This window comes from Clostridium sp. DL-VIII (genome assembly GCF_000230835.1).
Classification (GTDB): domain Bacteria; phylum Bacillota; class Clostridia; order Clostridiales; family Clostridiaceae; genus Clostridium.
The window spans coordinates 1,858,022-1,870,777 of record NZ_CM001240.1 but is presented as its reverse complement, the minus strand read 5'-3'; the positions used below and the strand labels follow the sequence as shown (position 1 = coordinate 1,870,777).

Sequence of the window (12,756 nt, the reverse complement as noted above, 5' to 3'; positions counted from 1 at the left end):
TTAAAGTATTTTTAGCTAAATTATTTTTTATTTCTGCTAATCATTCTTCTTCTTTCAGCGCTATCTAAAATTCTTTTTCTCATTCTTATATTTTGTGGTGTAACTTCCACTAATTCATCAGCATTTATAAATTCCAAACATTGCTCTAAAGACATTTCAACTGGTGGAGTTAATTTTAATGCATCATCAGCACCTGATGATCTTGTATTAGTAAGTTTCTTCATTTTACATACATTAATTTCAAGATCCTCTGCTCTTGCAGAAACCCCAACAATCATACCACCATATACAGGAACACCAGCACCTATGAATAATTGGCCTCTTTCTTGAGCACTATATAATCCATATGCTATTGAATCTCCTGCTTCAAACGAAACTATTGATCCTCTGCTTCTTCCTGGAATATCACCTTTGTATTTTTCATACGAATGGAATACGTGATTCATAATTCCATTACCTTTTGTATCAGTCATTAATTCACTTCTAAATCCAATAAGGCCTCTAGCTGGAACTGTGAATTCTAATCTTGTATATCCATTTACTGCAGATGTCATATTAACCATTTCTGCTTTTCTTGGTCCAAGCTTTTCCATAACAGGTCCCATAAATTCTTCTGGAACATCAATTGTTAAGTACTCAATTGGTTCTTCCTTGTGGCCATCTACTTCTCTAAATATAACATTTGCCTTTGAAACTTGGAATTCATATCCTTCTCTTCTCATTGTTTCAATAAGAACTGAAAGGTGAAGTTCTCCTCTTCCTGAAACTTCAAAGCAATCTGGAGTAAGTTCTTTAACTCTTAAACTTACATTTGTTTCAAGTTCTTTCATTAATCTATCTCTTAAATGTCTTGATGTTACAAACTCACCTTCTTGACCTGCAAATGGTGAATCATTAACCATAAAGTTCATATTTAATGTTGGTTCATCTATTTCAAGAAATGGTAATGCTTCTGGCATTGATGAATCTGCTATAGTATCACCTATATTAGCATCAAGAACACCACTTACTGCAACTATATCTCCCATTGAAGCTTCTTCTGCTTCTTCTCTCTTTAATCCTTTGTACGTAAATATACTAGTTATCTTGTAATTAGAACATGATCCATCATTCTTTAACAAAGCGACTGTTTGATTTCTCTTTACTGTACCTCGATGTATCTTACCAATTGCAATTTTCCCAACAAATGCATTTGTATCTAGTGTACTAACAAGCATTTGAAGTGGTTCATCTATATATCCTTCTGGCGGTGCAACATATTTTAATATTGTTTCAAATATAGGAGTCATATCATTGTTGTCATCTTCTACGTTATATTTTGCAAAACCTTCTCTCGCTGATGCATAAATAATTTGAAAATCTAATTGTTCATCATTAGCTCCAAGTTCAACGAATAGATCAAATACTTCATCAATAACCTCTGTTGGTCTAGCATTTGGTTTATCTATTTTGTTGATTATAACTATTGGCTTTAAACCTAATTCTAATGATTTCTTTAAAACGAATTTAGTTTGTGGCATTGGTCCTTCATAAGAGTCAACAACAAGTAAAACTGAATCAACCATCTTAAGTACACGTTCAACTTCTCCACCGAAGTCAGCATGCCCTGGTGTATCTACTATATTTATTTTTATATCATTATAAATTACTGCAGTATTCTTTGAAAGAATTGTAATTCCTCTTTCTTTTTCTAAGTCATTAGAATCCATTACTCTTTCTTCTACTTTTTCATTAGCTCTAAATGTATGGCTTTGTTTTAATAAAGCATCTACTAAAGTTGTCTTACCATGGTCAACGTGGGCTATGATAGCAATATTTCTTATGTCTTCTCTTTTAATTAATTCCATTATTATTCCTCCAAACAGTATTTAAACTGCGAATTTTTTTATTAGTTTTTCTATAAATAAAATATAAATTAGTTAAAATTTAAGTATATATTGTAAATTTTTTCTTATATCATTGTAATATAATGATTAATTTAAATTTATTATTACTTCATGTAAACCTATAACTATTTTTCTCCAAAAGAAAATTGGACACTTAAAGCATCCAATTTCCTACACAACTATTTTAAATTCTACTCTTTTCATCAAGAAAAGTCAAGTCCATTACAAACTAATTACGGAATTTACAACTAATGACCAAATATTAATTTAATAATCCTTAAAATTCCATAATTATCGGTAATATCATAGGCTTTCTCTTAGTTTTTTCGTATAAGAATTCTCTAAGTTCATCTCTCATTTTAGACTTTAATGTTGCCCAATCAGTGATTTGTCTTTCTTCACAACTTTTAAGCACTGATTTTACAATATCTCTCGCTTCATCCATAAGTCCTTCGGATTCCCTTACATATACAAATCCTCTTGAAATTATATCTGGTCCAGATACAACTTTACCAGTTTGCTTTTCTATTGTAATTACTATTGTTAAAATACCATCCTGTGAAAGATGCTTTCTATCTCTTAAGACAATATTTCCTACATCTCCAACACCAAGTCCGTCAACAAATACTTGACCAGAAACAACGGTACCAGTTTTCTTTATATAATTTCGTGCAACTTCTATTACGTCTCCATTTTCAGGTATAAGTAAATTTTTCTCTGAAAGGCCGACTTCCATTGCTACTTCACCATGTTTCTTTAAATGTCTGTACTCTCCGTGAACTGGAATGAAAAATTTCGGCTTTACTAGTGCTTGCATTAGCTTAAGCTCTTCTTGACAGGCATGACCCGAAACATGAATCTTTTGCTCGGAACCGTATATAACTTGAGCACCTTTCTTAAAAAGTTGATTTACAACCTTTGAAACAAGCTTCTCATTTCCAGGTATTGGTGTTGCAGAAAGTATAACTGTATCTCCTGGCACAATATTGATCTTTCTATGTTCTGACGCTGCCATTCTTGCAAGCGCAGACATTGGCTCACCTTGGCTTCCAGTTGTTATTACTACAACCTTCTCATTTGGGTATTTCGAAATTTGATCCACAGGAATAAGAACATCTTCACTTACATTTAGGTATCCAAGTTCTATTGCCACCTGAACAATATTCTCCATACTTCTTCCAGAGACAGCCACCTTTTTTCCATAAACTTCTGCCGCTGTAATAATTTGTTGGATTCTATGAACATTAGATGCAAATGTAGCAACTATTATTCTTCCCTTTGCTTTGCTAAAAAGCTGTAAGAAAGTTTCTCCAACAACTTTTTCAGTCATTGTATATCCTGGCCTTTCAACATTTGTTGAATCTGCCATCATAACTAAGACACCTTTTTTACCTAACTCCGCTAATCTTCCAAAATCCATCATTTCCCCATCTATTGGAGTATAATCAATTTTGAAATCTCCTGTGTGAAGTACCACTCCAAGTGGTGTATGAACCGCGATTGCGACTGAATCCGCAATTGAGTGATTCGTTTTTATAAATTCCACTGAAACGCTATCTAATTTTATTATATCTTTTGGCTTAACTCTTATTAGTTCTGTTGATGCTAACAAACCATGTTCTTTTAATTTTGTTTCAACTATTCCAAGAGTAAGCTTAGTACCATAAACTGGAACATTTAATTGTCTTAATACATAAGGCAATGCTCCTATATGGTCTTCATGACCGTGAGTTAAAAATATTCCCTTGATCTTTTCCGAATTTTTAATGAGATATGAAACATCAGGTATTACAATATCAATTCCAAACATATCATCATCTGGGAACTTTAATCCACAATCTATTATAATAATATCTTCCTTATATTCAATAGCTGTTATATTCTTCCCAATTTCGTTGATACCACCAAGAGGAATTATTTTTATCTTCGCTCTTTCATTTTTCATACTTCCCCTCCTTTTTCCTATATTATTTATAAACAAAGGTTCTTTCTCTAAGTACCTTTAAAGAATAATAAGTTAACGCTGTTTTAATTTTAGTATTAAGTTCCCACTAAGATCCTCTATGTTAAGCTAAATTCTTCTTAAATATAAATCACGCATGAAAAGTTTTCCTTTATTTTATCAGACATCAACACAATAACCCAATGTAGTTTCAATTAGGCTTATTCATCGTAATCTGATACATCATATTTAAAAACAGGTTTCGACTTTTTATTTTCTTTCAGATACCTTATTAAAATTCCTTTTATTCATCATTTAGTTTTCTTTCTGACATTCATCACATATTCCATAAAATTTTACACTATGATCTAAAATCTTAAATTTATATCGGTTTTGAATATCCACCTCAAGATCTTCTAATAAATCATCTTGTACTTCTAATACTTTATGGCAAATATTGCAAATCAAATGATGATGTCTATGTGTTTCATTAGAATGTAATATTTCATATCTACTACATCCATCATTTAGTTCTAATCTAGATATAACTCCCAATTCTTCTAACAAAAGAATAGTTCTATATACCGTTGCAAGCCCTATTTCCGGGCAGCTTTTCTTTACTTTATCATATATTTCTTCCGCCGTTAAGTGTTGACCTTCATTGTCGATAATTGTATCAACAATTGATCTCCTTTGCGGCGTTAATTTATAACCCTTCTTTTTTAAATCTTCCTTTAAGGCATCCATATCAATTAAATTTGATACATCCATATCTAACACCTCACTTAATTATATTAACTTAAGTCATGACAAATATATTTTAATTACATTACTTCTAAAATTAATGAGTACTTATTTTTACGCCTATTCTTCAAATAAACCTTCTTCACTCATAAGCGTTTCATAAGTATCTAATACCATTTCAAATTCTTCATCATCTTCTTCTAAAGCTATAAATATTTCACTACCATCTTCATCTTTAAAAATCTTAAAAGCGTAAGCTTCATCAGTTTCTTCAAATGTAGGTGTTGCAATGATATATTGCCCTTTTAATTTTTCTATTTCAAAGTATATAATAACCTCAAATTTCACATCATTTCCATCTGCATCAGGTATATATACATATTTTGCATCTTTATCCATAAAACATATCCCTTCTGTTTTAATTTTTCTCTTTTATAATTCTATAACATACTTTTAAACTTTTTTAATACTCTGATAATTTATTATACTTAAACCCATTTAACATTTATTATGCTAATAGTCATATTTATTAAATTAAAATCCATCCATAAAAATCCAGTATACCATTTCACTTTAAATGGACATTAATTATTTTGAAATCCTATCTAAATATCCTTGTAATATATAAGTAGATGCTACTTTATCTACTATCTTCTTTCTTTTATTTCTTGACAAATCCGCTTCAAGCATAGCTTTATGCGCTGCAACAGTAGTTAGACGTTCATCCCAGAACTCAACTCGAATTCCAAGTTCTTCTTCCACTGTCTTACCAAAAGCCATAGTTATTTCTCCTGACGGTCCTATAGTTCCGTTCATATTTTTAGGCAATCCAACCACAATTGCTTCTGCCTTATATTCATCACAAAACTTTTTTATTTCCTTTATATCTTGCTCTTTATTAGTTCTTCTTATAGTAGTAAGACCTTGAGCTGTGAACCCTAACGGATCACTTACCGCCACTCCTATTGTCTTCGAACCTACATCTAATCCAATTATTCTCAAATTATAACACCTTTCTGGCATATTTGTAAAATAATAATTCAACTTTTGCTGGTCTATTTTCTTTTATATGCCTAAAAAATAAAAGTGCCCGTATAAACGGGCACTCTCTACTTTATCTCTAAATAAGATTTTATAACTTCTTCTAGTATATCATCTCTTTCGAGTTTTCTTACTAAAGCTCTTGCTCCGTTGTAATTAGTGATGTAAGTAGGGTCTCCTGAAAGCAAATATCCAACTAACTGATTTATAGGATTATATCCCTTCTCTTTTAATGAATTATAAACCTCAGTTAATATTGTTTTTGTAAGAGTTTCTTTATTCTTACTTAAATCAAATTGCATTGTATGTTCAATATTGTTACTCATAAAATTGTTGCAGTAAGCAACCCACCCCCTTAATCATGGTATAAGGAAACGACATCCATATATATTTATTATTAACTTTATATTTAATATTTATTCACTAATCTATACTTTGATTATACTCTATATTTCATAAAAAGTATACTACTTTACTAAAGTTCCCACTTTTTTATAAGATTCATCAATAGCTTCCTTTATTTTTTCTGGCAATTTTCCACCTGCTTGAGCCATGTCCGGTCTTCCACCACCGCCACCGCCAAGTATAGCTGCTATATCTTTAATTAATTTTCCACAATGAGCACCTTTAGCTACTGCTTCTTTGCTTGCCATAGCGCAGATTGCAACTTTTCCTGAACCGGCACTCATAAGTAAAACTATACTATTTTGAACCTTATCTCTTACCTTTTCACAAACGTCTCTTAACGCATCACTATCAACATCTTTTAATTCATATGCTATTACATTAACACCATTTATATCTTTTGCTGCTGCAATTATATCATCTAGACCCATTGTTGCAAATTTTGATTTTAATGCTACTATTTCTTTTTCTTTTTCTTTTAATTCTTTAGCTTGTTGATCAAGTTTAGTTAACACTTCTCTTTCTGAACATTTAAGTCTACTAGAAATTTCTTTTAATAGATCCTTCTTCTCATTAACTAGTTTATAAGCTTCATTTCCAATTACAGCTTCTATTCTTCTAGTTCCAGCAGCAATACCACTTTCGGATACAATCTTAAATAATCCAATCTTTCCTGTATTATCTATATGTGTTCCACCACATAATTCTTTAGAATATTCTCCAGCCATTACAACTCTGACTTTATCAGAATATTTATCATCAAATATACCTATAGCTCCAGTATTCTTTGCATCCTCAAGATCCATAACTTCTGTAATAACTGGTGTAACACTAGTTATTGCTTCATTTACTAATTCCTCAACTTTAGCTATTTCTTCTTCTTTCATAGCTTCAAAGTGAGAGAAGTCAAATCTAAGTCTATCATCACTTACATATGATCCTGCTTGATGAACATGTGATCCAAGTACTGTAACTAATGCTTTATCTAAAAGATGCGTTGCTGTATGGTTCTTTTTAATACTTTCACGTCTAGCTTTATCTACTTCTAAAGTAACCTTCTCGCCTACCTTAAGCTCTCCTGATAAAACTTCTACAAAATGAACTATTTTTCCACCAATATTCTTTTTAGTGTCAACAACTTTTGCTTTGAATCTATCATTAAATATAACACCTGTATCACCTATTTGTCCACCCATTTCTGCGTATAAAGGTGTAACATCAGTAACTATAATAGCTTTATTTCCTTCAGTTATGCTCTCTGCAAAATCTTCGCCTTCTATTAATACCTTAACCTCTGCATCTAAAGCATCATTGTCGTATCCATCAAAAACCGTTTCAATATCCGCTGGAATTACATCTAAAGTTTTTACATCTGCTCCCATATAATTCGAAGTTTTTCTTGCGCTTCTAGCTCTATCTCTTTGAACTTTCATTTCTTCATGGAAAGCATCTTCATCTAAAGATAAACCTTCATCTTCTAATATTTCTTTTGTAAGCTCCATAGGGAAACCAAAAGTATCATATAATTTAAATCCATCAGCACCCTTAAGTACTTTTTCATTATTTTCTTTTAATTCACTTACAAATCCATTTAATATTTCCATTCCTGAGTCTAAAGTTTCTCTAAATTTATCTTCTTCTATTTTAATAACCTTTTTAATATATTCTTTTTTAGCTTCTAATTCTGGGTAAGCAGCCTTTGAATCTCTAATAACAATATCACATAAATTGCAAAGGAAAGCATCTTTAATCCCCAAAGTTTTTCCATGTCTTGCTGCTCTTCTTAAAAGTCTTCTTAAAACATATCCTCTTCCTTCATTTGATGGCATTACATCATCAGAAATCAAGAATGTTATTGATCTTATATGATCAGTTATGATTCTTAAAGAAATATCTTTTTTACTGTCTTCACCATATTTAATATTTGCAAGCTTAGATACTTCATTTAAGATATTTTCTAATGTGTCAATTTCAAAAACGCTATTCTTATTTTGCATTACAACTGAAAGTCTTTCAAGCCCCATACCTGTATCTATATTAGTGCTTGCAAGCTTCTCATAGTTACCTTTTCCGTCTCCATCAAATTGAGTAAATACAAGGTTCCATACTTCAATTATTTTATCCGCATCAGATAATACTTCAAATTCTTCTGAATTAGTTGGAACTTCATCTGTTCTACTAAAGTGAATTTCTGTACAAGGACCACAAGGACCTGCACCATGTTCCCAGAAATTATCTTTCTTCCCTAATCTAAATATATGATTCTTATCTACATCTGTAAGTGTAGTCCAATATTCATAAGCTTCATCATCATCTAAATATATTGTTACATATAATTTTTCCTTCGGCATTTCTAAAACTTCAGTTAGGAATTCCCATGCCCATGGAATTATTTCCTTTTTAAAATAATCACCAAAAGAGAAGTTTCCAAGCATTTCAAAGAAAGTACAGTGTCTGCTTGTGATTCCTACGTTTTCAATATCACCAGTTCTAACGCATTTTTGACATGTTGTGATTCTTCTTCTAGGTGGTTCCTGTAGCCCAGTAAAATATGGTTTTAATGGAGCCATACCTGCATTTATTAATAATAAACTCTTATCATTCTTTGGCACCAAAGAAAAACTTTCTAATCTTAAATGTTCTTTACTTTCAAAAAATTTTAAATAAGCTTCTCTTAAATCATTGGTTTTCATAAATTTCATAAATTATTCCTCCACTTTTTTCAGTTAACAATTAGAAATTAACAGTTGATGATAATATTCCTATGGAATATCATTTTATTTTGTTTTTTAAATCTTCTAATGAAGATATTATTATTATTATTTTAAATTTATTTGATTGTGCATTATTAAAGAATAAAAAAAAGCCTTCTCCCTACACAGAGCAAAGGGACGAAAGCTAAAATTCCGCGGTACCACCCTAATTATGTATGAATTTCATACATCACTTAGTAATTTATAGCTCCTAGGCAGCTTCAAAATATATAGCAAAAAGTTTTCACCAACCACTTTCTCTCTAAAATATCTATAATAAATTTACTCATCCTATTCATCGCTTAATATTTAATTATTTCACCAAAAATTATATTTCATATAGATAATTATGTCAACATTAAGAATCTTCAACAGCTTATTTTCAAATGCCGACTGCACAAAAATATTTATGATTTCTGATGGACATATGCATTTAAAGACTTACAAATATATAGCTATATCCCATTTTGTTTTAAATTTAATATATATGTTGCAATTGATTTTCTACATTTAACATTTAGATATTTACTTAGCAGATAGACATCCTAAATGTAATTTTATTATTGCAACATATATACTTTAATCCAAAGATTAATATTTAGTTAAAATAAATAATAATTTATATCATCATACAGTACCTTTATAATAACAGCAACCGGAACCACTAAGACCATCCCTATAAACCCGCCTATTTTGTCTCCAATAAGCAAAAGAATTATAACTACGAAAGGATGCATGTCAGTGCTTTCTCCCGTTATCTTTGGAGATAAAATATCTCCTTCTAATTGCTGAATGAAAAACATTCCAAGCGTTACCCAAAGTGCTTTTACAGGCGAATCTAAAAGTGCAACTATAATTGCTGGCACTGCACCAAATATTGGTCCAAAATAAGGTATTATATTAAATACAGCATTTAGAATAGAAATCCATATAGGAAATTTCACTTTTAGCGCAAGTAATATAATAAATGTTAATACTCCAATTAATCCAGAAAGCAATAACTGACTTGTTATATATCTTGTTAATACTCTATCTATATTAGATAAGATTTTCCTTGTTATCTCTCTTTTTTCAGTTGGTAATAATAATAACATCTTATTATAAATCTTACTTCCATCGCAAAGGAAATAATAAATCATAATTGGTACAATTGCAAATAACATTATATCATCACCAATATTCATAAATCTTTCTACAACACTTTCTGAAAAATTCATCCAAAAAGCATTTCCTTTTTCTAAGATTTCATTGTATATTGCACTATTTGTAATAACTCCATTCTTATTAAATTTTCTTAATGTTTCTTCTAGAAAACTCCTTATATTTTCAAATACATTGCTGATATTTAATAACTCATTGAAAAGCGTAGGAACTATTACTATTACACACGTAACAATAATCCCAAGCACTATTAATATAACTAATACAGAGGCAATTTTTTTACTTACTTTAAATTTTCCTTCTATTGCGTCTCTGATAGGTGTTAATGTATAAGCTAAAATAAAAGATATTAAAATAATATTTGTTATAGCATTTACAGACTCATTGAAAAGGTAAGCTAATATTAAAGTTATGCAAAGCAGCAAAGTAATTACTAATAATATTGATTTCTTATGCTTTCTTAACTGCATTATATCTCTCCATATTATGAGGCATTGATTTAAACAAAATCCAATCCTTTCCAGTGTATAATATATATTTTTCTCCAAGTATGCATCTGCTTAAAAGAACTATCTGCTTACCTTTTATCATCTTATCTACTAACCCTGATGTCATCACTATTGCCTTTATTGAATAATCTTTTATATCTATTATCAAATCCTCTAAAACACCTTTTACATTACCCATTGTATCAATTATCTCCATATATTTAATTTCCTTAAATGTTAATCCATTACCTTTTCTTATTAAATTTATTATCACATCTTCGCCTATATCAATAATATCTTCCATATCAACATAATCATTCTTAGAAAACAAGCTGCTGTTTGATACCTTAAAGCCCATAATCTTTCCAAGGTGAAAATCTATATATAAATCTTCTATAATTCCAATTTTCTTGCCTTTAATATTGTAAACATTTTTAAAAAAGAAATCTCTAGTCTTAAACATATATCCCTCCAGCTAATAAAATTCCACAGTCATTATCTATACAATGCCCAGCTATTAGGAAAATTATTCATAATTAACTTATATATAGATCATATTCCACTACAATAGCATACTTTTCACTTGTAATTTTTCACCAATTAAGATATATATATATATTGCAATTGATTTCCTGCATTTTATATTCAGGCATTCGCTTAACTTGCAAGTATAATAAATGCAACTTTATTATTGCAAGCAACATATATATAATAAATTACTTTTTTCATCGTCTCATATAAGTTTACAAAAAAATTATAGCTGAGAGTATCTACCTTTATACTCTCAGCTATAACAAAAAATAAATTTCTATTAAATTATTTTTTCAATTATTCCGCCACCAACAACTATTTCATCATCATAAAATACAACTGATTGGCCCTTAGTTATTGCTCTTTGTTTTTCAGCAAAAGTAACCTTTACTCTGCCATTTTCCATGGGAGATAAAACCGCACTTGCTGGTTTTGCTGAATATCTAATTTTAGCTTTAACCTCTATTTCCTTTTCAAGTTTATCAAATGCGATAAAATTCACATCTGTCGCAATTAAGCTATTTTTAAATATATCCTCTTCAGCGCCTAATATGACTTCGTTTGTCTTAGCGTTTATTCCTGTTACAAAAACTGGTCTTCCAAGTGAAAGCCCAAGGCCTTTTCTCTGCCCTATGGTATAATACACAATTCCTTTGTGTTTTCCAAGTACGTTACCATTCTTATCAACAAAGTTTCCAGGCTTAACCCTGTCTGGTTTTGCTTCTAAAATATATTTTCCATGATCATTATCAGAAATAAAACAAATCTCTTCACTGTCTTTTTTATTATGAACAGCAAGACCTATTTCTTTTGCTATTTCTCTTATTTTAGTTTTTTCGTACTCTCCACATGGCATCAATGTATGTGCTAATTGATCTTGTGTAAAATTGTATAAAGCATAAGTTTGATCTTTTCTGTCATCATCAGATCTTATTAAAAGATATCTATCATCACGCTTTTCAATTTTAGCATAATGACCTGTAGCTACGTAATCAGCTCCTATACCTTTTGCTCTTCTTAAAAGTTCATCAAATTTTAAGTGTTTATTGCATTCAATACAAGGATTAGGTGTCTTTCCATCTATGTATTCCTGAACAAACGGGTCTATAACTTTTTCTTTAAAATAATCTCTAAAATTTAAAACATAAAATGGTATATCTAGTTTGTCACAAACTCTTCTTGCATCATCAACAGCAGAAAGGGAGCAGCAGCCCCCTTCCCTTTCTTCAAATTCATTATCATGCTGCCAAATTTGCATTGTAGCACCAATAACTTCATATCCCTGCTGTTTTAATAAATATGCAGCAACAGAACTATCTACGCCACCACTCATACCTACTAAAACTTTTTTCTTCATAAATCACCTATTATTCTTCTCCATGTACAGCAGCATGTAAATCTTCATCACTATGCTCTTCCATTGGTATTACTTCTAATCCGTTTTTCGCTCTATAATCATTAATTGCCTTATGAATTGCTTCTTCTGCAAGTACTGAACAGTGCATTTTTACTGGTGGAAGTCCATCTAAAGCTTCTGCAACAGCTTTATTAGTTAATTCCCATGCTTCATCTAAAGTTTTTCCTTTAATTAATTCAGTTGCCATTGATGATGAAGCAATTGCAGATCCACATCCAAAAGTCTTAAATTTAACATCTTGTATTATGTTATCTTCAACCTTTAAATAAATTTTCATTATATCTCCGCATTTAGCGTTTCCAACTTCACCTACACCATTTGCATCCTCTATTTCTCCTACATTTCTTGGATTTTGGAAATGTTCCATAACTTTTTCACTGTATATCAT

General features: G+C 30.4%; 11 protein-coding genes and 1 other annotated feature. All 11 genes read right to left on the bottom strand.

Going from position 1 to position 12,756, the window contains the following annotated elements; genetic code table 11:
* Positions 1-20 precede the first annotated feature (20 nt).
* Positions 21-1,847 (bottom strand): translational GTPase TypA, encoded by a 1,827-nt coding sequence (typA, locus tag CDLVIII_RS08545; RefSeq protein WP_009169050.1) that lies wholly within the window; start codon positions 1,845-1,847, stop codon positions 21-23.
* 316 nt (positions 1,848-2,163) lie between these two features.
* Entirely contained in the window at positions 2,164-3,831 is a 1,668-nt protein-coding gene (locus CDLVIII_RS08540; protein ID WP_009169049.1) for a ribonuclease J, read from the bottom strand.
* A gap of 312 nt (positions 3,832-4,143) precedes the next feature.
* Positions 4,144-4,599, bottom strand: a complete 456-nt coding sequence (locus CDLVIII_RS08535; protein ID WP_009169048.1) for a Fur family transcriptional regulator — start codon at positions 4,597-4,599, stop codon at positions 4,144-4,146.
* Positions 4,600-4,692: 93 nt separating this feature from the next.
* Positions 4,693-4,971, bottom strand: coding sequence for a DUF1292 domain-containing protein (locus tag CDLVIII_RS08530; protein WP_009169047.1), 279 nt, complete (start codon positions 4,969-4,971; stop codon positions 4,693-4,695).
* A 189-nt stretch (positions 4,972-5,160) separates the two neighbouring features.
* A complete protein-coding gene (gene ruvX, locus CDLVIII_RS08525) occupies positions 5,161-5,574 on the bottom strand; it encodes a Holliday junction resolvase RuvX (protein ID WP_009169046.1) in 414 nt (137 codons plus the stop codon).
* 107 nt (positions 5,575-5,681) lie between these two features.
* Positions 5,682-5,939, bottom strand: coding sequence for an IreB family regulatory phosphoprotein (locus CDLVIII_RS08520; RefSeq protein WP_009169045.1), 258 nt, complete (start codon positions 5,937-5,939; stop codon positions 5,682-5,684).
* A 141-nt stretch (positions 5,940-6,080) separates the two neighbouring features.
* A complete protein-coding gene (alaS, locus tag CDLVIII_RS08515; RefSeq protein WP_009169044.1) occupies positions 6,081-8,720 on the bottom strand; it encodes an alanine--tRNA ligase in 2,640 nt (879 codons plus the stop codon).
* 182 nt (positions 8,721-8,902) lie between these two features.
* Positions 8,903-9,079: a binding site (T-box leader), on the bottom strand.
* Positions 9,080-9,373: 294 nt separating this feature from the next.
* Entirely contained in the window at positions 9,374-10,402 is a 1,029-nt protein-coding gene (locus CDLVIII_RS08510) for an AI-2E family transporter (protein ID WP_009169043.1), read from the bottom strand.
* Complete coding sequence (locus tag CDLVIII_RS08505) at positions 10,383-10,883, bottom strand: PRC-barrel domain-containing protein (protein WP_009169042.1); 501 nt, start codon at positions 10,881-10,883, stop codon at positions 10,383-10,385. The genes CDLVIII_RS08510 and CDLVIII_RS08505 overlap by 20 nt, the downstream gene beginning before the upstream one ends.
* A 348-nt stretch (positions 10,884-11,231) precedes the next feature.
* Positions 11,232-12,308 (bottom strand): tRNA 2-thiouridine(34) synthase MnmA, encoded by a 1,077-nt coding sequence (gene mnmA, locus CDLVIII_RS08500; RefSeq protein WP_009169041.1) that lies wholly within the window; start codon positions 12,306-12,308, stop codon positions 11,232-11,234.
* Positions 12,309-12,318: 10 nt separating this feature from the next.
* The gene (gene nifU / locus CDLVIII_RS08495) at positions 12,319-12,756 is read right to left on the bottom strand and encodes a Fe-S cluster assembly scaffold protein NifU (protein WP_009169040.1); all 438 of its coding nucleotides are present in this window, start codon (positions 12,754-12,756) and stop codon (positions 12,319-12,321) included.

What these genes read in the sequence shown, in the direction of transcription:
- typA (WP_009169050.1), bottom strand. Translation starts at nt 1,847, where the DNA reads ATGGAATTAATTAAAAGAGAAGACATAAGAAATATTGCTATCATAGCC.
- CDLVIII_RS08540 (WP_009169049.1), bottom strand. Translation starts at nt 3,831, where the DNA reads ATGAAAAATGAAAGAGCGAAGATAAAAATAATTCCTCTTGGTGGTATC.
- CDLVIII_RS08535 (WP_009169048.1), bottom strand. Translation starts at nt 4,599, where the DNA reads ATGGATGTATCAAATTTAATTGATATGGATGCCTTAAAGGAAGATTTA.
- CDLVIII_RS08530 (WP_009169047.1), bottom strand. Translation starts at nt 4,971, where the DNA reads ATGGATAAAGATGCAAAATATGTATATATACCTGATGCAGATGGAAAT.
- CDLVIII_RS08520 (WP_009169045.1), bottom strand. Translation starts at nt 5,939, where the DNA reads ATGAGTAACAATATTGAACATACAATGCAATTTGATTTAAGTAAGAAT.
- alaS (WP_009169044.1), bottom strand. Translation starts at nt 8,720, where the DNA reads ATGAAATTTATGAAAACCAATGATTTAAGAGAAGCTTATTTAAAATTT.
- CDLVIII_RS08510 (WP_009169043.1), bottom strand. Translation starts at nt 10,402, where the DNA reads ATGCAGTTAAGAAAGCATAAGAAATCAATATTATTAGTAATTACTTTG.
- CDLVIII_RS08505 (WP_009169042.1), bottom strand. Translation starts at nt 10,883, where the DNA reads ATGTTTAAGACTAGAGATTTCTTTTTTAAAAATGTTTACAATATTAAA.
- mnmA (WP_009169041.1), bottom strand. Translation starts at nt 12,308, where the DNA reads ATGAAGAAAAAAGTTTTAGTAGGTATGAGTGGTGGCGTAGATAGTTCT.
- nifU (WP_009169040.1), bottom strand. Translation starts at nt 12,756, where the DNA reads ATGATATACAGTGAAAAAGTTATGGAACATTTCCAAAATCCAAGAAAT.